Origin of the sequence: Wolbachia endosymbiont of Drosophila mauritiana, from assembly GCF_004795975.1 — a bacterium.
In the GTDB taxonomy this organism is placed as follows: domain Bacteria; phylum Pseudomonadota; class Alphaproteobacteria; order Rickettsiales; family Anaplasmataceae; genus Wolbachia.
On the sequence record NZ_CP034335.1, the window covers coordinates 189,829 to 214,548 of the forward strand.

Sequence of the window (24,720 nt, forward strand, 5' to 3'; positions counted from 1 at the left end):
ATATAGCATTCTCATTAAATAGAAACTTTAAAAATTAAAATGAATCCCTATATTAAAATATAGAGGTATAAATTTCGGATATAAGGGTCTATTCATAATCTTTTTAGAAGCAAAGCGGTGGAAGCAAGAAGACGATTTGTAAGCTAGTATTGAATTTGCTTATCACAATTGTCTACACTTTTCTATAAGAGTATTAGAGACTTACCTTTTGACAATACGGCAAAGATCTCTACAGTTACATCCTCTATATTTGTTTCTTTGCAACTACTTTTTTATATATGTTTCAAAACACTTTCTTTACTTCTGCTATGTTTTTTACTTCATTTATTAAAATAATCTTGCCATTTTGAAAACATTGTTGATTCACTGAAGCCACTTTTTAGGACCTGTAGCACTATGTAAAATACATCCTAAATCTTCTTGATTTTGTTTCTTTCTACAGAACTCTACTCAGTTTTTCTCCTACTCATCTTGCTCTGTTTTCATAATTTACATACTCTATCTCCTGCTTTATTCCTTTCTTGAGATCATGTACAGTCTCTAAAACGAGTTTGTAAAATGATTATTTCTGTGTTTTAAACTTTGCAATTTCAACTTATTCTCTTTAATAGTAAGTTTTTTACAAAATAATAGTTTGAAATTACTAGTATGTTGATAAAAATTATAGTCAATTTAAAATTTTGAGTATCAGATAGTTATTGACAAATTATATAGTATTAATATATTGGTATATTAAATATTATGATATAATATTTAATAAAGCTAGTTGGTATGTGAGAGTAAAAATTATGGAAACAATATCATTAAACAATCTGGATAGTGAAGCAATAAAAAAAAATTTGCTTGGCATAATAAGTAAAATTATAGGAAAAAATACTTGGACTCAAGCTTGTGCGGCTGAGAAACTTGGTATTGATCAACCAAAGGTGTCACAAATTAAAAGTGGTAAGACAAGTGGTTTTTCTTTAGAGAGACTGTTGGGTTTTTTGAAAAAGCTTGATCATGAGATAACAATTACAATAACAGAAAATCAATCAGTAAAAGGTAAAGAAGAAAAAGTAGAATGTAGAATTGGATCTCAATAGATCCGAAGTTGACATCTTGTTTTTTGTGATATAGTATAAAGCTTATCAAGGTAGTATTTTATGGTTGAGTCTATTGTAGAAAAGTGTGTAGAACGGGTACACAATCGTTTTAAATTGGTTCTGCTAGCAAGTCAAAGAACACATGATTTGAGTACAGGAGCAAGCGATCCCGTTGAAATGGTTAAGTTTAAAGATCATAAGGATACGATAGTTTCTTTATATGAAATAGCAGAAAAGAAGGTGAATACTCATGAGTTGTTTAACCTTTTGGTGAAAAGGTGCAAGGAGCACATGAAAGGAAACACAGATAATGCTTATAGTAGTAGTCCAAGTAAGCTAGCAAATTTGTTAAATTTTTCTGATCATCAACTTAACGCGAGTCTGGATATAAGTCAAGAAAGTCAAGATGATGAAATAGATGATCAAGATAGTGATGAAGAAGTACCGATTTAGAAATCTGCAGAGGTTATAATAGCTTATAAATGATTAGTATTGCTATCTATGCGCTTTTATTCTGTATGAGTGTAATGTTATGTTGTATAGTGTTTAGGTCAAGTGATGTATACAATAAGGTTTTAGCATTCAATAATTTATCAACACAGGTAGTTTTACTCATAGCAGCAATATCAATTATTCTGAATGATTTTTTTTTAATTGATATAGCATTGTTATATGCTAGCATCAACTTTATATCAACTATAGCACTAATGAGATTAATGTTGTTTTGATAATTTATGGTAGCATCCATTCTCATATCTTTAGGTATTTGTTTAATAGTCATTTCAAGCATAGGAGTAGTAGTATTTCCTGATTTCTATACTAGACTACATGCTGCAGGTATTGCAGATTCTAGTGGTGCAATGTTGTTGTTGATTGGTTTTGCTTGGCAAAATGAATTTTCAATCAATACTATTAAAATTATATTATTGATTTTTATAATATGGATAGCCAATTCAACTAACAGTTATATTTTAGCGCGTACTTATTATAAAAGTAAAGACTATTAAAGAAGGTTAAGATGCTAGAAATACTGAATCTAATATTACTTTTGCTGTTACTCACGGTTACAGTTTTTATAGTTCTTTCGAAACATTTGGTTGTAAGTGCTGTTCTAATGTGTGTATTTAGTGCACTTATTGCACTTATGTACTTGATTATGAATGCGCCAGATGTTGCAATTACTGAAGCTTCTGTTGGTGCAGGATTGAGCACAGTCTTTACGTTTGCAGCACTCTCTTTGGTAAAGAATTACAAAGCAAATTTATCTCATAGCCCCACAACACTTTTTTTTATGTTATTTTTGACTGCATGTTTATCATACTTTATAATTCAATTACCAGATTTTGGCAGTCATAATGCTCCAATTCACTTGCACGTTGCTCCTTATTATGTCGAAAATACTGAAAAAGCTATTGGTATTCCTAATATAGTGACAGCTGTTTTAGCAAGCTTTCGTGGCTATGACACATTTGGAGAAACTATAGTAGTTTTTACTGCTGCACTTTGTATAATGTTAATATTAGAAGAGAAAGAAAGTGATTAAAGATCCGGTATTAAGTGCAGTAACATTTTTGATGATACCTTTTATCATTTTGTTTGGTTTATACATACAGTTTCATGGTGACTATACTCCAGGTGGAGGTTTTCAGGCGGGAATAATTATTGCTTCTGGGATAATATTATATTCTATGTTATTTGATATACCTACAACTTTAAAAGCAATACCTTACTCTATTATCAAATTTACTAACGTACTAGGTATTTTAACCTATGGAGGAGCTGGTATTATAACAGTTTTATTTGGCCAAAATTTTTTATCCTATAGTATATTGTCAGCTGATAGTAGAACAGGTCAAAAATTGGGTATTTTCTTAGTGGAGCTGGGTGTATTGCTTACCGTCTCTTCTTCCATGTTAATCATATATATAAATTTTGCTCGCAAGAAAAAACAATGACTCTATATAATTATGTAGGCATTACTATATTAATGGTGCTAGGTTTCTATATCATTGTAAATGATAAAAACTTAATCAAAAAAATGATGGGATTAAGTGTCTTACAAGCATCTGTTTTGTTGTTTTACATATCTTTAGGGTATGTAAAAAGTTCTTTACCTCCTATATTGACTTCAAATTTTCACTTATATACCAATCCTATACCTCACGTCTTAATGCTTACTGCTATAGTGGTTGGAATTGCAACATTTTCAGTTGGATTGTCCATAGTAGTAAGAATGGAGAGATTAGTTGATTAAGAAGAGTGTGAATAAATTGACAGTATCTTAAACTATATGAAGTAGCAAGTAACTATAAATTAAGAATAAAACTATAAGCTTGCTAATTGTAAGTTTATTTGATAAATAAGAAATAAAATTATAAACTGTAAAGGTAATGATGTCAACTATTAATGGTACGGAAGATAGGAAAAAGATCATCAAAGATCTTGTAACTAAAAGTATAAGAAAGGGCGGTTTTATCACTTTTGATGATATAAATGATAAGTTGTCAGATGAAAGTTTTCCACCTGATTTTATAGATGATACTATAGCTTTATTGCAAGACTCTGGAATTAACATACTCGAAAGTAGTGAAGATGAGGAAGAAGCTCCTTCTAATGATGATGGTAATAAGCTTGATGATGATGAGACATCGTTGAATACTACTACAACTTTAGTGCAAAATGATGATCCAGTAAGGATTTATTTACAAGATATGAGCTCTGTAAAGCTTTTGTCGCGAGCAGATGAAATTAAGATAGCAAAAAAAATTGAATCTGAAAAGCATAACATGTTACGTGCAATAATTGAAACATCAGTGGCATTCAACATGATCAAAATATGGCGTGATGATTTAAGTGGTGGAACTTTTTTACTGAGAGAAATTATAAATCTGGATGCAATTTATAACTCTGATTTCAATATGGTAGACAAAGAAGAAAGTGAAGCTGAAGATGTTAGAGATTGTGTTAATGATGAGGAAAAAATTAATGATGAAAAGGGAAATGAGAGTGAAGACATAAGTTCAGCTAACTTAAATATTTCTGTTCTTGAAATGGAAAGTGATTTATTGCCAAAGGTTATCACGGCATTGGATGAGATCATTGCTTTAACAAATGAAGCATTGGTATTGAAAAAAAATTCTAAAGATTTCTCTAATGAGCTAGAAAATTTATATAATCAAATATGGTCTGTAGCATTACAAATTCAGTTTAGTGATGCTGCTATTACCAGAATTACACAAAAACTTTGCGAAATAAATAGACTAATCACGTTTGAAGAAGCTAATCTTATTACTGAAGCTAGAAAGTACGATATTGATAGAGAAAGTTTTTATAATGTTTATGATGATGTGCTTTTAGAGCACGAGTTTAGTGAAATAAGTTTTCTCAAGATTAATGAAAATCAATCTCTTTTTACAGGTGAATTAAAAAATAAATTCTTAGGGTTTATAAACGATAGCTATGAGTATATAGCTAGTGCCTTAAGCAATATTAAGAGTTATGTACAAGGAGATAAAGTTCAGGAATTTAAGAAGCTAATCAAGAGAATACAGAAACATGAACAAGAAGTCTCTCAAGCAAAGCAAGAAATGATTAAGGCTAATTTAAGGCTGGTGGTTTCGATTGCTAAAAAGTATTCAAAAAGAGGCCTTGATCTGCTTGATTTGATACAGGAAGGTAATATTGGTCTTATGAAGGCTGTGGATAAGTTTGATTACAAACGTGGGTATAAATTTTCGACTTATGGTACTTGGTGGGTAAAACAATCAATCACTAGGGCAATACCTGAACAGTCTAAAGTAGTTAGAATACCAGTACATATGGTGGAAATTATCAGTAAAATCAACAAAGCATTAAGAAAGATGACTCATGGAATGGGTAGAGAGCCTACATTAGAGGAATTGAGTATAGAATTGGCGATGCCGCTAGAAAGAATACGCAAAGTTATGAAGATAGCAAGAGATCCGGTAAGTCTTGAAGCTCCAACAGGAAAGGATGATAGTAGTACCTTCGGTGATTGTATAGAAGATAAGCGAGTTTCTAAACCAGAGGATGCTGCAATACTTGCCGACTTGCGTGGCATTACGACCAATGTTCTTGCAACTTTAACACCAAAAGAAGAAAGAATTCTAAGGATGCGCTTTGGCCTTGGTAAAGATGGAAAGGAGCATACCTTAGAAGAAGTAGGAAAAATTTTTAATGTTACACGTGAAAGAATTAGGCAAATAGAGGCAAAAGCACTACGTAAGTTGAAACATCCAAGCCGTGCTAAAAAACTTAGAGGTTTCTTTTAAGGCAGAAGGGCTGCTCAAAAAATAGGTAAAATTCAGCCAAAGTTCTATAATTTTACCCTATTTTTCTTTTTTATAGGCTTCATAGAGCAGTATGATTAGATATTGAATGTTATGGCAAATAAAAATAATAACTCTAATTCAAAGTGTAAAAATTTTTGTGTTCTGGGTGATAGTTTATCTGATAATGGTGTAATTATTGAAATTCTAATAACTTATCCTTTGTAAGAAACGTGAAACTTAATGCCCCTTTTTATTAAGGAGGATTTTTAGCAATGGCCTTACTGTTATTGAATATGTAGCAAAGTATTTAGGTTTAGAAGAATTTAAGTCATCATGGAGATGCTCATTTTTTGATCGATACTATGAACAGCAAAATCATAACTATGCGATTTTATATGCAACAGCATCTGAAATTCTTAACCCTATTTTTTCTTATTTCCTCAATAAATTTCGTTTAGTTAATCAGCTAAACGCAGTAATTAAACATCATCCAGACGTAGGTAAAGGAGATTTTATTTTTCATTATAATCGAGGAAATAATATTATGGGTGCCACTGCTTATAACAATGTTAAAGCAGAAAAAGTATTGAAATAAAGCGGTTAGTGAAATATGTAATGCATTTGGTTCTAAATGAATATGGTGTAAAGCATGTGATTGTTGCAAATGTGACTGAGGGTGGTTTGATACTAGCTTTAATAAAGACGAAAAGCAAGAGAGCTGGCTGCAAAGCTTACACAGAGTTTTAATACAAAATTAGCTAATGATTTAGATTATATGAAGAAAGGTGCAGATCTTGAAATAAAAGCATTCGATCTTAACTCTAAAGTGAAAAGTATGCTTGGTAAATATAAGAGCAAAGGGTTAAATGATCGAGATGCATACCTATCAAACATCGTAGACCAGTTTAGGGTAGGGTGATTTGGAAAAAGTATAAAGATACTCTTGTTGATATTTAAAGGAAGGCTTGATACTTACTATAATTCTGGATGCAGCACAGAAATACTAAAGGATTATTTCTTTTTTGATTATTTTTATCCAACTGCAGAACCTTGTTGTGAAGTTGGTAATGAAATGTATGAGTTGATAAAAATTAGATTTCTTTTAAACATCTTTACGGTTTGTAGTAACTATCTGCGTAGCTGAATGGTAAAGGGAGGGGGGTAAACAAAATAATCTAAAATATAGAGAAAATACAACGGTGCTTGATACATAGCTATTGCGATTTTATCCTCTTTTTGTCATTTTAGTGCTAGAATGACATTCTGCTAGTGAAGTTTATTCTTTGATATATTAACTATAAATATAGAGAAGTCTTACTAAATAAAAAGGTAAAAGGAACTTCTGAGTAGTGAAATTTTGACTCTATATTACTGTAAGTGGTGCTGTAATAATGTTCTAACAAGCGCAACTTGGCTGAGTATAGAAAAAATTTAAAAAACCGCTATAATTTTACGTAATCTACCAATAAACACCTAAGTTTTTACTGGATTTTGTGATTGATCCTACAGTCAAAAACAAATTTTGAGTCATAAATAGTTTTAGTGCCATAATAAAATAGGGAGGTTTGTCAAGTAAAGTTCTTTATTTCATCAGATGCGCTGCCAAATTGTTATGCAAGCAAGTTTTTTAGTTTTCGTATATCCGAAGTAATTCTTGTGCATTGGCCTTGATTAGGGTCGGACATTCTCTATCATTTAATAATGAATGCAATATTTCAATTGCACCTTTAATGTCGTTACTGTGTATCTTTACTATAGCGATAGCTTCTTGGCTTGAATAAGGGTACACTGCATTTGATTCTAAATTACTAATTTTATCTTTATTTGTTTTTTCACCGCTGGAGTGAAGTAAGCTCATTAATTCTAAGTATTGTGCTAACTCACGCAAAACATCAGGAGCATCTTTATCGTCTGCCAAATCATTATAAATAATAGATGCTGTGTCTGTTGGCATTGAATCTGAGATATGATTGAATGCACGTTCAAAATTTGCTAAATACTCCCAATTTGAATCTATTTCTTCTAGCAGCGATTTATTATCTTTTTTTAAGAATAATACTTCGTAAAACTTGTCACCTGCAGTTATAGATTGTTTTGTGTTATCAATGTTGCGCAATAAGTATAATGTGATGCCAACTAACATTGGCGCGAGTGCAAGCAGAAAGATGTATTTTTTCATGGTAATATTCCAAATAGTTATATATTTATACATTAATGCTTTTGATTTGCAAAAACATATTGACATAGTGATTATATCACATAATAATACTCTTAAAGTTGTTTGAATAGTTGGAGATTAAAATATTTCTAAAGTAGAAATAAAGACAGCAGTATTAAGCTAAATTATTTTTTGTCGGATTTATCCGATGTACCCTCAACCTTTTATAGGTTGAAGTCTAAATTTGAGAGTTTGATCCTGGCTCAGAATGAACGCTGGCGGCAGGCCTAACACATGCAAGTCGAACGGAGTTATATTGTAGCTTGCTATGGTATAACTTAGTGGCAGACGGGTGAGTAATGTATAGGAATCTACCTAGTAGTACGGAATAATTGTTGGAAACGACAACTAATACCGTATACGCCCTACGGGGGAAAAATTTATTGCTATTAGATGAGCCTATATTAGATTAGCTAGTTGGTGGAGTAATAGCCTACCAAGGCAATGATCTATAGCTGATCTGAGAGGATGATCAGCCACACTGGAACTGAGATACGGTCCAGACTCCTACGGGAGGCAGCAGTGGGGAATATTGGACAATGGGCGAAAGCCTGATCCAGCCATGCCGCATGAGTGAAGAAGGCCTTTGGGTTGTAAAGCTCTTTTAGTGAGGAAGATAATGACGGTACTCACAGAAGAAGTCCTGGCTAACTCCGTGCCAGCAGCCGCGGTAATACGGAGAGGGCTAGCGTTATTCGGAATTATTGGGCGTAAAGGGCGCGTAGGCTGGTTAATAAGTTAAAAGTGAAATCCCGAGGCTTAACCTTGGAATTGCTTTTAAAACTATTAATCTAGAGATTGAAAGAGGATAGAGGAATTCCTGATGTAGAGGTAAAATTCGTAAATATTAGGAGGAACACCAGTGGCGAAGGCGTCTATCTGGTTCAAATCTGACGCTGAAGCGCGAAGGCGTGGGGAGCAAACAGGATTAGATACCCTGGTAGTCCACGCTGTAAACGATGAATGTTAAATATGGGAAGTTTACTTTCTGTATTACAGCTAACGCGTTAAACATTCCGCCTGGGGACTACGGTCGCAAGATTAAAACTCAAAGGAATTGACGGGGACCCGCACAAGCGGTGGAGCATGTGGTTTAATTCGATGCAACGCGAAAAACCTTACCACTTCTTGACATGGAAATCATACCTATTCGAAGGGATAGGGTCGGTTCGGCCGGATTTTACACAAGTGTTGCATGGCTGTCGTCAGCTCGTGTCGTGAGATGTTGGGTTAAGTCCCGCAACGAGCGCAACCCTCATCCTTAGTTGCCACCAGGTAATGCTGAGTACTTTAAGGAAACTGCCAGTGATAAGCTGGAGGAAGGTGGGGATGATGTCAAGTCATCATGGCCTTTATGGAGTGGGCTACACACGTGCTACAATGGTGTCTACAATGGGTTGCAAGGTGCGCAAGCCTAAGCTAATCCCTAAAAGACATCTCAGTTCGGATTGTACTCTGCAACTCGAGTACATGAAGTTGGAATCGCTAGTAATCGTGGATCAGCATGCCACGGTGAATACGTTCTCGGGTCTTGTACACACTGCCCGTCACGCCATGGGAATTGGTTTCACTCGAAGCTAATGGCCTAACCGCAAGGAAGGAGTTATTTAAAGTGGGATCAGTGACTGGGGTGAAGTCGTAACAAGGTAGCAGTAGGGGAATCTGCAGCTGGATTACCTCCTTAGGCTTTGTACGTAATTCACCATTTCAAATAATAGTGTTATTATGTACTATACTGCTGTCTTTACTTCTACTTTATTTTTTAATTTCTCAATAACGAAATTTTATGAGTAATAGGCCTCTTTCCCCATATTTACAAATATATAAAGTACAAGTTACTAGTTTTTTTTCTATTATGCATAGATTGACTGGTATCTTGCTATTTCTTTTATTAATCATACTTTCTTGGTATTTTATATTATATGTTTACTCCCCTAAGTTAATTATAGTAAGGTGTTTAAATGCATTATTGTTCACTCCTGTTGCTAAATTAGCTTATATCTTATGCTTTGTAAGCTTTATGTATCATTTTCTTAATGGTATTCGTCATTTATTGTGGGATGCTGGGCTTAATTTAGAAATTGCTAGTGTTTTAAAAAGTGCTATGTTACTAACAATAATGCTATTTCTTTCTACTATGGCTTTTTTATTTATATTTATATGAGTCAATCTGTAAATTCAGTACATCATTGGTGGATCCAGCGTATTTCTGCGGTGATTTTGTTATTTTTATTTCCTTGGTTTATTTACTCATTTTCTTGCACATTTTATGTTGATAGCCCTTTATCTTTTAATGAAAAATTATTTCAGGCTATTAATCATCCACTAGAGCTTTTGTTTTTTGTTATACTGGTGTTTTGCATTTTTTGGCATGCAGTTCTTGGAATGCAGGTAGTGTGTGAAGATTATATAGACAGCGTACCTCTAAGGATTTTTACAATTACATGCATAAAATACTTATCAAGCATTACTTATATAGTCCTTGCTTTTACGACTTTTTTCTTTTATAGGCATATTTTCTTGTAAAATTGTTAGTTCTGTGTTAATATATTATTAGTTTACTAATTTTATTATTGAGCTATAGTGATTTTGGTTTGACAACATGTTTGGGGTGTTAAAAAAAGGAGTAGCAGATTTTACGCTTAAAGCAAAAGGTTTATTTGCTTCATCTGAATCTCAAATTTATGTCAAGGATCTTAGAAAGGTAATGACATATACAGATGGAAGAAAATGCAAATATCCAAAGAATTACGATCAGATTGTAAAATCTGGGAAAGTTGTAGAAAGTAAGAATAGTAATGATGAGACTATATATAAACTTTCGTATGGCAAGGAAATTTTTGAATTAGCTCTTGTCGAGAAAACGGATGATAGGTCCTATTTTACCATTGACTTTTTAGTTAATCGGGAAAAAAACAAGGATGTTAAGCATTATGATGGCTACTATAAACCATTTGAGTTTTCAAAAATCGATCTTGAAAAACATATTCCAATTTTTGAAGCTAAAAAAACTAATGATCCTAAATATCCGTTTGAATTAACTCACTCTTCTGTGCTAATGAAAAAGGTAAAAAATGGAGAGGGTAAAGTTCAGGGAGTTGTTGATGAAAAGGGAAGAAATGAAGTATTACTATACACTAGTAATTATAAAAAATTAAGCACTAATTTTTCAGAAATTAGAGATCAAAGTGGTAGTCTAGAGCTAGATAAAAGTCTGATATCTGTTCCTATTGTTTTTGCTGCGGGTTTAGCTAAGATTTGTGCTATAATGCTGACTTTCATTCCTATGAAATTAGGAGAGAATTTGATAGCTAGAAAAAATCAAGTTGCAAAATCTTTTGGTTATCTTTTTTTCACTCCTGCAGTGGTAGTAAAAAATTTAGTAAATGTGGGAGCTACAATACTTAAGGTTCCAATTTTATTATTTGTAGCAAATGAGAAAAAGTATGGTGATGCTTATCTTACTATGTGGAAATACCAATTGAAAGAATGTTGGAAAGAAGTAAAAAGCGACTTTAATGTTGTTACAAATGGGGAAAGGCCAAAGCCGAAGCAGAAGGATCATAAGCCACTTAGCATAGCGGGTACATGGAAAGAGCTTAACGCTAAAAAATCAGATATTGAAAAAAACTTAGAGAAGGGGTTGAGCAAAAATAGTGAAAGTATAGATAAATCTAGAGAACTAGGTGTTGGAGAGAGCTTAAAGGAAAAGTTGCAAAACAAAACTGATGAAAAAATAGCTGCAGCCGTTAATCAAAAAAGCAACACTCCTCATATTGATGGAGAGATAGAAAGAAGACAAGACTCATCACGAAATGTAGGGACTCCATCACTTTAAATTACTTTTTACTTTAATCATCTCACAATAAAAACTTGCATGCATTTTGCCGTTAGTATAAGATATTAATCAAATAATTAATATCTTAATTAAATGCGCCCTGTAATACTGTGTGGTGGTAGTGGCAGCAGACTTTGGCCTCTATCTAAGCCAAAGCAATTTCAGAAAATATTTAGTCAGAATACTATGTTTCACAACACTTTGTTGAGGCTAAAAGGCGATTATATGCCACCCATCATTACCACAAATATACAATATGAGTCATTATTGATGCAGGAATTACATGCATTACAGGAATGTAAAGTAGTTTTTGAACCAGTTAAAATTGGGACAGCGGCAGCAATACTAATTGCTGTGCTTCTCTGCGATAGGAACGAGACAATCTTAGTTCTGCCTTCAGACCATTTTATAGGTGATTTGAATAGTTTTTATGTTTCTATTGAGAAAGCGTCTAAGCTAGCCTCTGAAACTGACTCTATAGTCACTTTTGGGGTAAAGCCTCATGAATTCAATTCTGAATACGGCTATATAAATGCAGTATATGGTCAGAAAGAAAAATGTCATATAGTAAAAGATTTTATAGAAAAACCCGAGCGTAAGGTAAGTAACGATCATTATTGGAACTCTGGAATATTTGTGTTTAGAGCAAAACGCTATATAGATGAGATAAAAAAAATTGCTCCGACTCTCTATAATTTATGTTGTGAAAGTATGAAGCATTTTGTACCACGAGAGAGATTTCTGTATTTAAAACAGCAAAATTGTGCAGGAATGGGTGATACATCTATTGATCACCTAGTGATAGAAAAAGCAGAAAATATTGTAATGATAGAAGCCAATTTCGATTGGATGGATGTTGGCACTTGGGATTCAGTTTTAGAGTTAAGTAAGAGATTTAATAAGAATTTTGAGTCGTTTCAAGCTGTAACCAAAGGAAGAGAGCCAGTTTTGATGACAGAAAATGATGCAAAAAATTTACTAGGTAGAGTTTATAAGCGGCCAAGTAAGAGCCTAATGTTGTTCATTAATAAAGTTAAGGAAGTAAAGCCAATAAGGAAAGAGATTAAGCCATGGGGATTTTATAGTGTAGTTTTAATGGGCAAGGATTTTCTTATAAAATATCTTTTTATAAATCCACTAAGCTGCACTTCTAAGCAATTTCACCACTATAGAGATGAGTACCATATAATACTATCAGGAGTTGGATATGTTAGTTTAGATGACAAAACATATGCTATAACGAAAAATCATGTAATAGAGATTCCAAGGAAGGTGTTTCATAAAATTGAGAATAAAAGTACAAGATTTCCTCTTGAGATAGTTGAGTTTCAGGTAGGAAAGTTTTTATCTGATAATGATATAGTAAGATTGGACGATATATATGGAAGGTCTTAATATAGAATATTGAATATATTCTATAAGCTTGCTAAATTTAGACAACCTAATTTGAGGTAAAGGAAAAATTACAGTTATATGAAGCATAAAAAGTATGATATTTAAATCTTAGTATAATGTCTATTGCCTTTGAATTTACTATGGCTATTCGCTATTTGCGAGCAAAGAATTCTAGATTTTGCTCTATAATGGCCTTGTTTTCTATTATTGGTATTGCTCTTGGAGTTGCAACGCTAATAGTAGTAATGTCTGTAATGAATGGGTTCAGAGTAAAGCTGCTCGACTCTGTACTTGGCATTAATGGCCATATTAATGTTTACTTTGATAGAAGCATAAATTCAGATTACCACGCAGTGTTAAAATCTATTGAGAAAATCCCAGGTGTATTAAAAGCTACTTCTATGACCAATGATCAAGTGATCGTTGCAGCAAATGGTGGAATTGTGGGTAGCGTAGTCCGTGGTGTGTCAACTAAAGACTTACATAATAATACTACCGTTAAGAATAATGTAATTATGGGTAACGTGGAAAAATTCGATGAAGGTATCATAATAGGGGCAAGATTAGCAGAAGCTTTGAATATTGATTATGGTGATAACATTATTCTTATATCACCTGAAGGATTTGACGCACTGTCTGGTGAAATACCAAAAATGAAAGAATATAAAGTTGTAGCAATATTTGATATGGGTATGTTTGAGTACGACAATACCTTAATGTATATGCCCATAAAGTCAGCTCAAGCTTTTTTTAATTATAAAGATAATGTGAGAAATATAGAAGTGTTTGTAGATGATATTGCTATGGCTAATAAGCTAGCAAACGCTATAGCAAAAGAAACAGGAATGAGAGCTGAAAGTTGGCAATCTCAGCAAAGCCATTATGTTAATGCTTTAAAGACTGAAAGAAATGTGATGTTTTTAATTCTCACTTTAATTATAGTTGTAGCAGCATTCAATATTGTTTCAAGTTTGATGATGATAGTGCAAGAAAAGAAATCTGCAATTGCAATTATGCGTACATTTGGTGCAACAAGCGGAAGCATTATGCGCATATTTTGTGCTTGTGGATTGCTCATTGGTTTTACAGGAACTTGTCTTGGCTCTATTATAGGGGTTGTTTTTTCTCTCAATATTGAAAATATTAGAGTGTTTTTAGAAAACATTACCAACATCAAGCTATTTGATCCTATGATATACTTTTTTTCAAGTTTGCCAGTGATATTAGTTTCTCAAGATGTATTGAACATTTCTGCACTTGCATTGTTCTTGTCATTTTTAGCAACAATTCCTCCTGCATTGCAGGCAGCTGCGCAAGATCCAGCGGAGATATTACGTTATGAATGATACTCGAAAAAAATGCATAGGTTGGTTCTTAATTATATTGTTATTTGTTAGCCATATTGCAATAAATAACATAATATTTTTCAAAATAAATCAGCAAGAAAGTGAAAATAGTATAAATGGTTTAACGGAAAAGATGGATGAACTTAGAGTATTGCTTGAAGTTAATCAATCTAGAGTAGAGAAAAGGATATTTGACTTAAAGAGAAATCTGCACACTCAATGTGAGCAAGGTGATGATAGTTTAAGGCATAAGAACCTCGCAAAGTTGCTGCTACTTGTGATTAAGATGAAGAATTCGTTATTGCGAGAAGCCAAGTTTGATAATCATATAAATTCAATAAAGCCTTTGATATCAGAGCTTGACGATCCAGAAATAGAAAATGCAGTAAATGAATTAGAAAATTTGAAAGAAGTGGATACTTTACACGAGTTAAAATTATCTTTTGAGAAGAATATTACTGTTATTAACTACAATAAAAGTACATTGTTAAAAAAAATCATTTCAAATTGGATAAAAATAGATAATCAAAATGACCCACTTAAGGTAAAATTTGCAGAAATTGAAGAATCAATAAGCGATAATGATGGGCAAAGCATAGCGACTATAATAGGCGACTTAACACATCCAGAGTTCAAGTTATGGCTTAATAAATTGAATGGTTTTATTGTAGCTTCTAAGAATACGTCAACAATATATCATCATTTATTACAATACATCTCATGATTTATTTTATAATTTTTGCTTTTTCGTTTTTATTTGGCATGTGGATCAAGGTAAGTGGTGAAGTAATAAAACTGGAATTAGGCAATTACGCTATAAGTGTTGATCTATATTTCGTTATTCTTGCTTGCGTAGTCTTATTATTTTTATTGATTGCAGTTGCACGTTTTTGTTCTTCTATTTCATCAACATTTGCTAACATAAAAAATAGAAGAAGAAGTAGGGAAGAATTGCTTCTCTTTGAAGCTTTCTTTAGCTTAGACTTAGGTAATATAGAGAACACCAATAAGCTAATTAAAAATCTAAATGAAGAAGGCGATAAATTATCTTTAGTAAAGCTCTTTAACGCAGGTAAAACGGGAAATTACAGCTTTTTTAGTCATAGTTTGATGAGTATTGCAAGTAAAAATCGTAATTTAGCTCTACTTCTGGTTAATAAACTGATTATTCACCTAAAGCAAGAAAGGTCCGTCTTTCGAAAATTCATAGAATATTGCTCTAGTTCAATTAATGATAGAATTCTGTCTATTCCCCTTCAAATAGAAAATTGTGTATTGCAAGAAGATTGGGTTAATGCAATTTCGAGATTAAAGGAAGCCATTAAGTTCAATATCTTTCTTCCCTTTGATTCCAAGAAAATGTTGGCAGTTTTTTATTGTGCTTTAGCAAAGCAATACGAAAGTAAAGGAAATTTTAAAGAGGCTATAAAGTCCTTACTTAGAGCACAAGGTTGCTGTACAGCTTTTCAGCCCATCAATTACTTAAAAGCAGAATTATATATTAAACTTGGAAGAATCAAAAAAGCTTTTGCAGTGCTGGAAGAAGAGTATGCAGTAAATCCTACGCCTCAGTCAGCTAGAATGTATATCAAATTAAATAGTAAAGGCGCTGAAAGACTATATAACTTACGCCCTGATTATTATTTTAGTTATTGCTTGCTTGCTTTGTCTTCAATTAGCTTAGGGAAATATGATCTTGCAAATCAGCATTTAGATATTGCTATGAAAAAAGCTAATTACATATCAATCTACCTTGTTATGGTACAGCTCAAGATTATGCTACAAGAGTATGATCAAGCAATTTACTGGCTAAACAAGATGGACTCAGAAGCTGTTCCTGATCCAAGTTGGAAATGTACTGGTTGTAATAGAGAGCTAAAGCAATGGGATTATAAGTGTTCGAGCTGCAATAATTTTGATTGTATATACAATCAAGCTTTATAGTAAAATACTCTTGTTAATTATTAAGAAAGGCCAATTCCATATTAAAAAAACTTGTTTTTAGACATTACCAGTTATATATTTTAATAAATTGGAGTTGTATACGAAATGAAGAGCTTGAAGGAATTATCCTTAAGAATTAAGAATATTAAATCTGTACAGAAAACTACGAAAATAATGCAAATGGTTTCTGCAGCAAAATTATTACAAAGCCAAAAGAAATTATCAAATTCAAAATTGCATATATCTAAGCTGCATAGCATTATTTCTTCACTAGCGCTATCAGCGAATCAAGAGTTACTAGCAAGAATTCTAAATATCAATAATGAAGATTCTTTCCTAGTATTTATTATTGCATCTGATCGTGGTTTATGTGGCAGCTTTAACTCCTCTGTTGTTAAATTCAGCCAGGAGCATATAAACAAATTAATTGCAAATGATAAGAAAGTAGATATTATTTTTTTTGGTAAGAAAGCTTTTGAGACAGGCAAAAATAGATTTAATTCTAAAAATATCTTGAAGGTTGAAAATAGTAAGGGAATCACACTAAAGCGTGTGGAAGCCTTGGTTAGTGATATAGATCTAAGTAAATACAATAAAGTTAAGGTTTTTTACAGTAAATTCTATAATACCTTCATGCAAAAGCCAATATTAGAAACAATAAAACCATGGAGTAAAGACTCATTATTAATTGATAATTTTATAGTTAGTCCTCTAACAGATTACAGCTATGAGTATGAACCACAAAATATTGAGTTTATTTTAAAATCTTTGACTCAAGATTATGTTACAGCTGCTCTTTATTCTGCTTTACTTGAAAGTGCAGCAAGTGAAAATAGTGCTAGGATGGTTGCTATGGAATCAGCAAACAGAAATACAAAAGAAATGCTAAATAAACTAGCATTACTTTATAATCGTTCTCGTCAAGCAGCAATTACAACTGATTTGATTGAAGTTATAGGTGGTGCAGAATCTTTATAGAAACTCAAGGAATGAAAAATGAATATATTAAATATTGCAGCAGATATCACTAAACTAATAAAAAAGCAGAATCAAGACGCAGAAGTTACAATATATGAAACTAATAAGACCTCGGTTTCTCAGCGTCTATCAAAAATTGAACAAATATCACAATCTAAAAACTGTACTGTCGGAATTAGAGCTATAGCAGGTAAGAACAAAGCTGCGTATATTTCCACAAACGATTTGAATAATCTTAGTAGTGCAGTGAGCCAAGTGGTGGAAATGGCAAAGAATGCCCAGGAAGATCCTTATATTAGTTTTGCTGTAGATGGCAGTAATTATATCTCTTCTGCAGATTTAAATATCTCAGATAATAATGTTGTAACAATTGATAAATTAAAAGAAATTACTGAAGCTACAGAAAATTCAGCTCTTGCACATAAAAATATTATTAATTCCGAAGGAGCTTCATCTTCACATACTTCAGTAAATACAGTATTATCAACCGTTTCTGGTTTTGTTGGTTCATTTAGTAAGTCAACTTTTGTTAATCAGGTTTCTGTTGTTGCTGGAGAAAAGAGTGAAATGAAAATAGGCTACGATTACGATGTAGCATGCAACTTCAGTGATTTAAAAACACCGGAGTCAATAGGGAAAGAAGCAGCAAAAAGAGCAATAGATCAATTGGATTCATGTACAATCAGGACAGGCAAATTTCCGGTTGTTTTTGAAAAAAGAGCAGCAAAAGAGCTAGTAAAGAGCTTTGCTTCTGCCATAAATGGTAGCAATATTGTAAATAATAGCTCTTTTTTGAGAAATAGTTTAAATACTCAAATTTTTAATACTGAGATTAACATTATTGATGACCCATTGTTACCAAGGGGTATAACATCAAGACCGTTTGACGGGGAAGGAATAATGAGCAGAAGAAATGAATTTGTAAAAAATGGAGTACTGCAAAACTGGATTTTAGATCTATATTCGGCTAGGAAATTAAACTTGGAAACGACCGCAAATGCAACTCGTGCAAGTAATGCTGCAATTATTCCTTCAGCTAGTAATTTCTATTTCAAAAATGGTAATAGATCGTTTAGGGAATTAATTGAGGAAGTAAAAGAAGGAATATATATAACTGATTTATTTGGTTTTGGTGTTAATTTAATCAATGGCGATTATAGTCAAGGTGCATGCGGATTTTTTATAGAAAATGGTAAAATAACGTATCCAATACACGAGATTACTGTTGCCGACAATTTGAAAAATATGTTTAGCAATTTAGTTGTTGCAAATGACCTAACTTTCTGTGGGCAGTTTAATTCACCAACGATTAAAGTTAGCGAAATGACAGTAGCAGGTTCACTTAGTGATTAAAAATTTTAGTTGCATTAAGTACAATAATTGTGTACTATTACTATGTAATGTTAAGAATAGACTATGGAGATAGAAGTTTAGTTGCAACAACTAAGCTTAAAGCATTCTAAATCGTAATTTCAAAGTTTTTCATCACATTAATAATATTAGTTAGTAGTTTAGGAGTTATCCATATGGAATTTGGTAATATAAAATGGTTTAATGTTGAAAAAGGCTATGGTTTCATCAAGCCAGAAGGTAAAGGTGAGGACGTTTTTGTACATGTTAGTACATTAGAACGTTCAGGAATAAGACCTGATTCACTTCGAGGAGAGGATAAAAAGAGAGGAATGAAAGGGGAAAGAGTAAGTTATGAGCTTAAAGAAGAGCGTGGTAGGAACGGAGAAGATAAAAAGTCTGCAATAAATTTAAGATTGGAAGATTAGTCTATCGTGAAGCTTTTTAATAGGGTAATGTATTGTGAATAATTTTCATGAAATGGGGCTTCCAACTTTGCTTAGGCAAGCTCTAAGTAAAAATAATCTTTGTGTTCCAACCCCGATTCAGGTGCAAGCGATTCCTCTAGCTCTTCAGGGCAAAGATATTCTTGGGTCTGCTCAAACGGGAACTGGAAAAACCTTAGCATTTGCTATTCCACTGGTTGCTAAATTGCTGAATGAGCCAAGCATTGGTTCAGCTTTAGTCATCGTGCCAACCAGAGAGCTTGCTCATCAGGTAACAAATGAGATAAGAAAACTCTTATCTCAAAATTCTGTACTAAGAGTCGCTTTGTTGATTGGAGGTGAGCCTATTTTTAGGCAGCTAAATCAGCTTCAGAAAAAACCACAAATCATAATAGGTACTCCTGGTCGTATTATAGACCATATTGAGCGTAAAACTTTAGTTACTCGGAATGTTAGTATTCTTGTGCTTGATGAGACGGATCGTATGTTTGATATGGGCTTTGGAATTCAGATTGAAGAAATTATGAAGCATTTGCCTAAAATAAGGCAAACTCTTATGTTTTCTGCAACTCTTCCTGGAGAAATAGTAAAACTTACTGAAAAATATCTTAATCAACCAGAGCGTGTTTCTGTTGATTGTCAGGCTACAACTTCTGCAAAAATTAAGCAAGAAATTGTTTATGCATCAGAATCAGAAAAATATGGAAAACTTGTTACACAATTATGTCAGCGCAAAGGATCGATCATTATTTTTGTCAAAACAAAGCGAGGAGCGGATCAGCTAGCTGACAAATTGCACAAAGATGACTATAGCGCTTTGGCAATTCATGGTGATTTAAGGCAGCACAAGCGTGAAAGAGTCATTAATTCTTTTCGTCGTGGCCGCAATCAAATCATGGTTGCAACAGATGTTGCTTCTCGCGGCCTTGATATTCCGCACATTCAACATGTTATCAATTATGATGTACCACAATCGCAAGCTGATTATGTTCATCGTATAGGTAGAACTGCACGTGCGGGAGCTGAAGGATTTGCATTATCTTTTGTTACACCTCAAGATAAGAGAAGACTGCCTGCACTAGCAGATAAAGAAGGAGAGCCAAATTTTGATTGTAGTATACAATCTCAAAAATGTAACAGCAAAAAGATCTTTAAAAGGCCAAGTACGTTAAAGGCTAAATACGGTAGAAAAAAGATCAATGTATTTAAGAAGAAAAGCAGAGTACTAGAAAAAGCGTATTAATGTACTTAACTATTCTTCTATTCTTTAAAAGCTCCAGTAAACTTGCTGCAAAGCGAAGTGATTGGAAGATGGTAGAAAGAATATATAGCTAACCCAAATTAGATTTACCTACAATTTGATAATCTTAATTCTGCTGCTTATAACGTTTTGAGATTATCACAACGGTATAATGTTAGGCTGTGTGGACTATAATCTGTAGCTTCATTCAATTTGGCTACAACGATCTGCTAGATTTCAGTTTTTTTAATAATTGTGTGCTACTAATTATATATAAATTTACACTTTTAAAGAGAATAGATGATTTCTAAAAATTTAGAGGCAAGTTTAAATAGAGCGTTACAGATTGCTTCTGATTGTAAGCTTAAATATGCAAAAGTGGAACATTTGTTGCTAGCATTAACCAAAGATGTGGATGTAAATTATGTTTTATCAAGATGTAACATCAGAGCTGGTGAAATCATAAATATAGATAATATTATATTAAGGAATGATCATGGTAATAATACAAAAGGTTTTTTACAAGACAACTCCGACTTAACTGTCAATAAAGTTGAGCCTGATGTGCTATTTCAACGCATAATACATAAAGCCATGATACGAGCTCATCGTTTGGGAAGAAAAGAAATAAATGGAGCAAGTATTCTATTAGAGATTCTGTCTGAGCAAGATTTATACATTGAAGAGCTATTACGCAAACAGAATGCAAAGGATTCTAATTTGATTTATAACATATCCAATATAAAATATTCAGGTGATATAGAAGAATATGTAACTAATCGCAAGATAAAACTTGATAAGAATAACGATATCTCTACTGTAGCAAATAAAGGTGAATTATTAAAAGATGAAGAAGTTCTACAAAATTATTGTAGAAATTTAAATGATTATGCAAGAAGCAAAAAAATAGATTATGTCATTGGTCGTGATTATGAATTAAATCGCACTATAGAAATCTTACTAAGACGCAGAAAAAATAACCCTTTATATGTCGGAGAACCAGGTGTTGGTAAAACAACAATAGTTGAAGGCTTGGTATTGAAAATTATTGAAGGTAGTGTTCCGAGTGCACTGAGATCCAGCATAATTTATGCTTTGGATTTAGGATCACTTCTTGCAGGAACACGCTATAGAGGTGACTTCGAAGAGAGAATAAAATCTATAATAAAAGTAATTGAGGCAAAACCTGGCGCTATTCTTTTCATTGATGAAATACACACTATTATTGGAGCGGGTTCAACAAGTGGCAGCTTTCTTGATGCTGGCAATTTGCTTAAACCTGCACTTGCAAGAGGTGCATTGCGTTGTATAGGTGCAACTACATATAGAGAATATAGCAATAGCTTTGAAAAGGATAAAGCATTAGCAAGGAGGTTTCAAAAAATTAATGTAAAAGAGTCTTCTATTAATGATACAGTAAAGATACTAGATGGTATAAAGCATTACTATGAAAGGTATCATGGAGTATATTACACGAAACATGCCATTAAATCTGCAGCTGAACTTTCACACAAGTATATTACTGGTCGAATATTACCTGATAAAGCAGTTGATGTTATAGATGAAGCAGGGGCATATTGTAAGTTACAAAAAAACAGGCGAAAAGTTATAAACAGTAGAGACATTAAGAGTACTATCGCTAGGATTACAAACGTACCTTGCGGATTTGATGATATGCAAAGAGTAAAATCTTTGAAAGAAAATCTCAATAGGGCCATTTTTGGTCAAGAGCAAGCGATAGAGTTTCTCGTTAATTCTATTAAAATTGCTAAATCTGGTCTGAGAAGTTACAATAAACCCTTGGCAAAGTATCTTTTTGCAGGGCCAACTGGTGTAGGTAAGACTGAGCTTGCGAAGCAACTAGCACAAAATATGGGTATGAACCTTATTCGGTTTGATATGTCTGAGTATATGGAACCTCACACAATATCTAGAATGATTGGTTCCCCTCCTGGATATGTGGGTTACGACCAAGGTGGATTGCTTACAGAATCTGTATCTAATAATCAATATAGCGTAGTACTTCTTGATGAAATTGAGAAAGCTCATAGTGATATTTATAATATATTACTACAAATTATGGATTATGGGTGTGTTACAGACACTTACGGACGTAAAGTTAATTTTTCTAATACAATTTTAATTATGACAACCAATGCAGGATCATTTGAACGTAGCAAGAATTCTATTGGCTTTGGATATAAAAACTTTAATACTAGTGACAGCGAAAAAGCAATGGAACGGATTTTTAGTCCTGAATTTCGTAATCGCTTAGATGCAGTTATTTCTTTTTCTGACTTAAATACGGATGTCATTTTGCACATTGTGGATAAATTTATTCAGGAATTGAAAAAACAACTTATGCAAAAGGGCATAAGCTGCTCAGTTGAAGAAGAAGTAAAGTCTTATCTTGCACAAACAGGTTATAGTAAAGAAATGGGAGCACGTCCAATAGAGAGGCTGATTGAAAAAGAGATAAAAGTTCATTTAGCTGAAGAAATATTGAATCGTCGATTAATTAAAGGAAAGAAATTAAGGATTTATGTTGGTAAACACGGAATTGCTTTTGATATAGTTTAAATTCTTGCTTGAGTATTAAATTTGTAGTATAGTCACTATCTTTTAATGAGGCTATAGTGGCAAGTTTAACCAGAAATCAATATTACAGTAATCAAAATTTACGGAATTTATTTTCAAGGTTGGGAATAGAAGCGGAAGAAGTAATAAGCCAGGAGTTTGATGATGTACTTAAGTTAGTTGAGCGGCGCTTTAGAAAAGCTTCATTAAAATGTCACCCTGATAAAGTAATAGGAGAGAAAGAAAAAAAAGTAGCTGAAGAAAAGTTTAAAAAACTTAGTGCAGATAAAGATAAGCTAGAGCAATATCTTAATGCTTTAAAAGCAGCTGGCATATCTATACCATTACAGCAAGAAATGCGGGAAAAACAAAGGAGAATCAATGAGATTCTATCGCGTAGAGAGAAAGCTGTAAATAGGGCAGTTTTATTTTTTATATTAGCGAATGTGGTACTTAATTCATCACATAAGGTCGAATATTGCTTATCACAGCTTGCTAGTAGTGGCAAAGTGCAGAGTGTTGCTTATAAATTTTATGTTTTCAGTACAGGAATTTGGCCATGGTTATTTATTATATCCTTTTGTAGTATTATTTATGCAGCAAGTAAACAAAGAGGTTCACAAGAAGAAGGTCTGGATAGGTTAAATCGGAGATGCAATCTACTCATTGCTGCTGATAATTATGTGATATGTATTGCAGCAGCGTTTGCTGTGTTCAGTTTAGTGTCGGAAATTGCACAAAAGGGCTGGCCTGCTCAATATGGAACGATGCTGATGGTTAATTTAGTATTAGATTTATTGCTTATTGCTTTACTTAGGACTTTTGTGAAAGCATCTGAACTATATAGTGAACACTGCATCCAGCGTTTATACGAAGAAGATGCAGAATTTAGCTACAAGGAAAAATTTGCATGGTATGACTACAAATTAGTACTTATGCCGCTCGTTCTTCCTATTGTTAAAATGTATTTTGAAGATTTAGTTCAAGAAAAACCACAACAGCATACTACTGATCCTCAAGTTACACCTTTAAATATAGGTGTAGGAACAAGAGCATAAAAAGGTCTTTGCTTCAACTATAGTTTTTGCTACACTTTGAGTAAATTTGAAGATATTAATGAGTGAAGAAGTAAAACAAATCCTAAGTTACTACGAAAGTGAAAACCCTGGAGTAAAAACGAATCTTACTCGCATTCTTATGCATGGGAAACTTGGTGGAACTGGCAAGTTAGTAATTCTTCCTGTAGACCAGGGATTTGAGCACGGACCAATAAAAAGTTTTGAAGTTAACCCTGATGCTTACGATCCACATTATCATTTTCAGCTTGCAGTTGATTCAGGAGTAAGTGCATACGCTGCTCCGCTTGGTATGATCGAAGCTGGTGCTTCAACTTATGCTGGAATGCTACCACTTATTTTGAAGCTTAATAGCGCTAACTCTTTGCACTCAAAAAGCTTAACTTCAGATCAAGCAATAACTTCCTCTGTAAAAGATGCTCTACGTTTGGGCTGCGTGGCTGTTGGGTTTACTATATATCCTGGTTCTGCTAAGTGTTTTGATATGATGGAAGAAGCTCGCAAAATTATAGCTGAGGCTAAATCTTGTGGCCTTGCTGTAGTGCTATGGTCTTATCCACGTGGTGAAGGGATTTCAAAAGAAGGTGAAACAGCAGTTGATGTCATTGCTTATGCTGCGCATATAGCGGCTTTGCTTGGTGCCAACATAATAAAAGTAAAACTTCCAACTAACCACTTGGAAAAAGAAAAAATAGAAAATATTGAATCATTATTCAAAAGAATTAAATATATTAAAAAGTCTTGCTTTGCAGGAAAAAGAATAGTGGTTTTTTCTGGTGGTGAATCAAAGTCAGTGGATGATATATACAATGAGGCAAAAGAAATTAAGCAAGGTGGTGGTAATGGTTCAATTATCGGGCGCAACACTTTCCAAAGAAAAAAAGAGGATGCTTTATCTATGCTAAAAGATATAATTAATATCTACGCATAAAAAA

Annotated in this window: 24 protein-coding genes and 1 rRNA gene; 24 read left to right on the forward strand and 1 reads right to left on the reverse strand. The window is 33.1% G+C overall.

Annotated elements, in window-relative coordinates; genetic code table 11:
* Positions 1-788 precede the first annotated feature (788 nt).
* The 9 genes from EJB00_RS01005 to EJB00_RS01050 all read left to right on the forward strand — a co-directional run bounded on the left by EJB00_RS01005 (position 789) and on the right by EJB00_RS01050 (position 6,296).
* The gene (locus tag EJB00_RS01005; RefSeq protein ID WP_135352938.1) at positions 789-1,085 is read left to right on the forward strand and encodes a helix-turn-helix domain-containing protein; all 297 of its coding nucleotides are present in this window, start codon (positions 789-791) and stop codon (positions 1,083-1,085) included.
* A 60-nt stretch (positions 1,086-1,145) separates the two neighbouring features.
* On the forward strand, positions 1,146-1,538 hold the full coding sequence (rpoZ, locus tag EJB00_RS01010; RefSeq protein ID WP_015588178.1) for a DNA-directed RNA polymerase subunit omega: 393 nt from the start codon (positions 1,146-1,148) through the stop codon (positions 1,536-1,538).
* Between the two features lie 29 nt (positions 1,539-1,567).
* Positions 1,568-1,813 carry a monovalent cation/H+ antiporter complex subunit F gene (locus EJB00_RS01015; protein WP_135352937.1) on the forward strand — a complete coding sequence of 82 codons (246 nt, stop codon included), beginning with the start codon at positions 1,568-1,570 and terminating at the stop codon, positions 1,811-1,813.
* Between the two features lie 6 nt (positions 1,814-1,819).
* Positions 1,820-2,092, forward strand: coding sequence for a monovalent cation/H(+) antiporter subunit G (gene mnhG / locus EJB00_RS01020; RefSeq protein WP_135352936.1), 273 nt, complete (start codon positions 1,820-1,822; stop codon positions 2,090-2,092).
* A gap of 11 nt (positions 2,093-2,103) precedes the next feature.
* Positions 2,104-2,628 (forward strand): DUF4040 domain-containing protein, encoded by a 525-nt coding sequence (locus tag EJB00_RS01025; RefSeq protein WP_015588181.1) that lies wholly within the window; start codon positions 2,104-2,106, stop codon positions 2,626-2,628.
* Positions 2,621-3,040 carry a Na(+)/H(+) antiporter subunit B gene (locus EJB00_RS01030; RefSeq protein ID WP_010404274.1) on the forward strand — a complete coding sequence of 140 codons (420 nt, stop codon included), beginning with the start codon at positions 2,621-2,623 and terminating at the stop codon, positions 3,038-3,040. Before EJB00_RS01025 ends, EJB00_RS01030 begins: the two co-directional genes overlap by 8 nt.
* A complete protein-coding gene (locus EJB00_RS01035) occupies positions 3,037-3,339 on the forward strand; it encodes a cation:proton antiporter subunit C (protein ID WP_010404276.1) in 303 nt (100 codons plus the stop codon). The genes EJB00_RS01030 and EJB00_RS01035 overlap by 4 nt, the downstream gene beginning before the upstream one ends.
* A 139-nt stretch (positions 3,340-3,478) precedes the next feature.
* On the forward strand, positions 3,479-5,377 hold the full coding sequence (gene rpoD / locus EJB00_RS01040) for an RNA polymerase sigma factor RpoD (RefSeq protein WP_135352935.1): 1,899 nt from the start codon (positions 3,479-3,481) through the stop codon (positions 5,375-5,377).
* 775 nt (positions 5,378-6,152) lie between these two features.
* Entirely contained in the window at positions 6,153-6,296 is a 144-nt protein-coding gene (locus EJB00_RS01050) for a hypothetical protein (protein WP_041581334.1), read from the forward strand.
* Between the two features lie 708 nt (positions 6,297-7,004).
* Here the strand turns inward: EJB00_RS01050 and EJB00_RS01060 are convergent.
* Positions 7,005-7,622, reverse strand: a complete 618-nt coding sequence (locus EJB00_RS01060; protein ID WP_015588183.1) for a hypothetical protein — start codon at positions 7,620-7,622, stop codon at positions 7,005-7,007.
* Positions 7,623-7,775: 153 nt separating this feature from the next.
* Here EJB00_RS01060 and EJB00_RS01065 point away from each other — a divergent pair.
* The 15 genes from EJB00_RS01065 (at position 7,776) to EJB00_RS01135 (ending at position 24,716) form a co-directional block, all read left to right on the forward strand.
* Positions 7,776-9,279: ribosomal RNA gene (locus EJB00_RS01065) — 16S ribosomal RNA — on the forward strand.
* A gap of 102 nt (positions 9,280-9,381) precedes the next feature.
* Positions 9,382-9,759: a succinate dehydrogenase, cytochrome b556 subunit gene (gene sdhC, locus EJB00_RS01070; protein ID WP_015588184.1), complete on the forward strand. Its 378-nt coding sequence runs from the start codon at positions 9,382-9,384 to the stop codon at positions 9,757-9,759.
* The gene (gene sdhD, locus EJB00_RS01075; RefSeq protein WP_135352933.1) at positions 9,756-10,121 is read left to right on the forward strand and encodes a succinate dehydrogenase, hydrophobic membrane anchor protein; all 366 of its coding nucleotides are present in this window, start codon (positions 9,756-9,758) and stop codon (positions 10,119-10,121) included. The genes sdhC and sdhD overlap by 4 nt, the downstream gene beginning before the upstream one ends.
* Before the next feature lie 76 nt (positions 10,122-10,197).
* Entirely contained in the window at positions 10,198-11,433 is a 1,236-nt protein-coding gene (locus EJB00_RS01080; RefSeq protein WP_135352932.1) for a hypothetical protein, read from the forward strand.
* A gap of 93 nt (positions 11,434-11,526) precedes the next feature.
* Positions 11,527-12,828: a sugar phosphate nucleotidyltransferase gene (locus tag EJB00_RS01085; RefSeq protein ID WP_135352931.1), complete on the forward strand. Its 1,302-nt coding sequence runs from the start codon at positions 11,527-11,529 to the stop codon at positions 12,826-12,828.
* A 116-nt stretch (positions 12,829-12,944) separates the two neighbouring features.
* A complete protein-coding gene (locus tag EJB00_RS01090; RefSeq protein WP_015588188.1) occupies positions 12,945-14,174 on the forward strand; it encodes a lipoprotein-releasing ABC transporter permease subunit in 1,230 nt (409 codons plus the stop codon).
* A complete protein-coding gene (locus EJB00_RS01095) occupies positions 14,167-14,898 on the forward strand; it encodes a hypothetical protein (protein WP_135352930.1) in 732 nt (243 codons plus the stop codon). Before EJB00_RS01090 ends, EJB00_RS01095 begins: the two co-directional genes overlap by 8 nt.
* Positions 14,895-16,118 (forward strand): tetratricopeptide repeat protein, encoded by a 1,224-nt coding sequence (locus EJB00_RS01100; protein ID WP_135352929.1) that lies wholly within the window; start codon positions 14,895-14,897, stop codon positions 16,116-16,118. The genes EJB00_RS01095 and EJB00_RS01100 overlap by 4 nt, the downstream gene beginning before the upstream one ends.
* A 105-nt stretch (positions 16,119-16,223) precedes the next feature.
* Complete coding sequence (gene atpG, locus EJB00_RS01105; protein ID WP_015588191.1) at positions 16,224-17,096, forward strand: ATP synthase F1 subunit gamma; 873 nt, start codon at positions 16,224-16,226, stop codon at positions 17,094-17,096.
* Between the two features lie 18 nt (positions 17,097-17,114).
* Positions 17,115-18,449, forward strand: a complete 1,335-nt coding sequence (locus EJB00_RS01110; RefSeq protein ID WP_135352928.1) for a TldD/PmbA family protein — start codon at positions 17,115-17,117, stop codon at positions 18,447-18,449.
* A 173-nt stretch (positions 18,450-18,622) separates the two neighbouring features.
* A complete protein-coding gene (locus EJB00_RS01115; protein ID WP_015588193.1) occupies positions 18,623-18,874 on the forward strand; it encodes a cold-shock protein in 252 nt (83 codons plus the stop codon).
* 34 nt (positions 18,875-18,908) lie between these two features.
* Positions 18,909-20,135: a DEAD/DEAH box helicase gene (locus EJB00_RS01120; RefSeq protein ID WP_015588194.1), complete on the forward strand. Its 1,227-nt coding sequence runs from the start codon at positions 18,909-18,911 to the stop codon at positions 20,133-20,135.
* 297 nt (positions 20,136-20,432) lie between these two features.
* Entirely contained in the window at positions 20,433-22,712 is a 2,280-nt protein-coding gene (locus EJB00_RS01125; protein ID WP_135352927.1) for an AAA family ATPase, read from the forward strand.
* Positions 22,713-22,768: 56 nt separating this feature from the next.
* The gene (locus EJB00_RS01130) at positions 22,769-23,767 is read left to right on the forward strand and encodes a molecular chaperone DnaJ (RefSeq protein ID WP_135352926.1); all 999 of its coding nucleotides are present in this window, start codon (positions 22,769-22,771) and stop codon (positions 23,765-23,767) included.
* A gap of 58 nt (positions 23,768-23,825) precedes the next feature.
* Positions 23,826-24,716: a class I fructose-bisphosphate aldolase gene (locus tag EJB00_RS01135; RefSeq protein ID WP_135352925.1), complete on the forward strand. Its 891-nt coding sequence runs from the start codon at positions 23,826-23,828 to the stop codon at positions 24,714-24,716.
* Positions 24,717-24,720 lie beyond the last annotated feature (4 nt).

Coding starts and splice junctions, on each gene's coding strand:
- EJB00_RS01085 (WP_135352931.1), top strand. CDS start 11,527: ATGCGCCCTGTAATACTGTGTGGTGGTAGTGGCAGCAGACTTTGGCCT.
- sdhD (WP_135352933.1), top strand. CDS start 9,756: ATGAGTCAATCTGTAAATTCAGTACATCATTGGTGGATCCAGCGTATT.
- EJB00_RS01025 (WP_015588181.1), top strand. CDS start 2,104: ATGCTAGAAATACTGAATCTAATATTACTTTTGCTGTTACTCACGGTT.
- EJB00_RS01125 (WP_135352927.1), top strand. CDS start 20,433: ATGATTTCTAAAAATTTAGAGGCAAGTTTAAATAGAGCGTTACAGATT.
- EJB00_RS01135 (WP_135352925.1), top strand. CDS start 23,826: ATGAGTGAAGAAGTAAAACAAATCCTAAGTTACTACGAAAGTGAAAAC.
- EJB00_RS01005 (WP_135352938.1), top strand. CDS start 789: ATGGAAACAATATCATTAAACAATCTGGATAGTGAAGCAATAAAAAAA.
- EJB00_RS01115 (WP_015588193.1), top strand. CDS start 18,623: ATGGAATTTGGTAATATAAAATGGTTTAATGTTGAAAAAGGCTATGGT.
- EJB00_RS01060 (WP_015588183.1), bottom strand. CDS start 7,622: ATGTCAATATGTTTTTGCAAATCAAAAGCATTAATGTATAAATATATA.
- EJB00_RS01095 (WP_135352930.1), top strand. CDS start 14,167: ATGAATGATACTCGAAAAAAATGCATAGGTTGGTTCTTAATTATATTG.
- rpoD (WP_135352935.1), top strand. CDS start 3,479: ATGTCAACTATTAATGGTACGGAAGATAGGAAAAAGATCATCAAAGAT.
- EJB00_RS01110 (WP_135352928.1), top strand. CDS start 17,115: ATGAATATATTAAATATTGCAGCAGATATCACTAAACTAATAAAAAAG.
- EJB00_RS01015 (WP_135352937.1), top strand. CDS start 1,568: ATGATTAGTATTGCTATCTATGCGCTTTTATTCTGTATGAGTGTAATG.
- rpoZ (WP_015588178.1), top strand. CDS start 1,146: ATGGTTGAGTCTATTGTAGAAAAGTGTGTAGAACGGGTACACAATCGT.
- sdhC (WP_015588184.1), top strand. CDS start 9,382: ATGAGTAATAGGCCTCTTTCCCCATATTTACAAATATATAAAGTACAA.
- EJB00_RS01090 (WP_015588188.1), top strand. CDS start 12,945: ATGTCTATTGCCTTTGAATTTACTATGGCTATTCGCTATTTGCGAGCA.
- EJB00_RS01080 (WP_135352932.1), top strand. CDS start 10,198: ATGTTTGGGGTGTTAAAAAAAGGAGTAGCAGATTTTACGCTTAAAGCA.
- EJB00_RS01100 (WP_135352929.1), top strand. CDS start 14,895: ATGATTTATTTTATAATTTTTGCTTTTTCGTTTTTATTTGGCATGTGG.
- EJB00_RS01050 (WP_041581334.1), top strand. CDS start 6,153: ATGAAGAAAGGTGCAGATCTTGAAATAAAAGCATTCGATCTTAACTCT.
- atpG (WP_015588191.1), top strand. CDS start 16,224: ATGAAGAGCTTGAAGGAATTATCCTTAAGAATTAAGAATATTAAATCT.
- EJB00_RS01035 (WP_010404276.1), top strand. CDS start 3,037: ATGACTCTATATAATTATGTAGGCATTACTATATTAATGGTGCTAGGT.
- mnhG (WP_135352936.1), top strand. CDS start 1,820: ATGGTAGCATCCATTCTCATATCTTTAGGTATTTGTTTAATAGTCATT.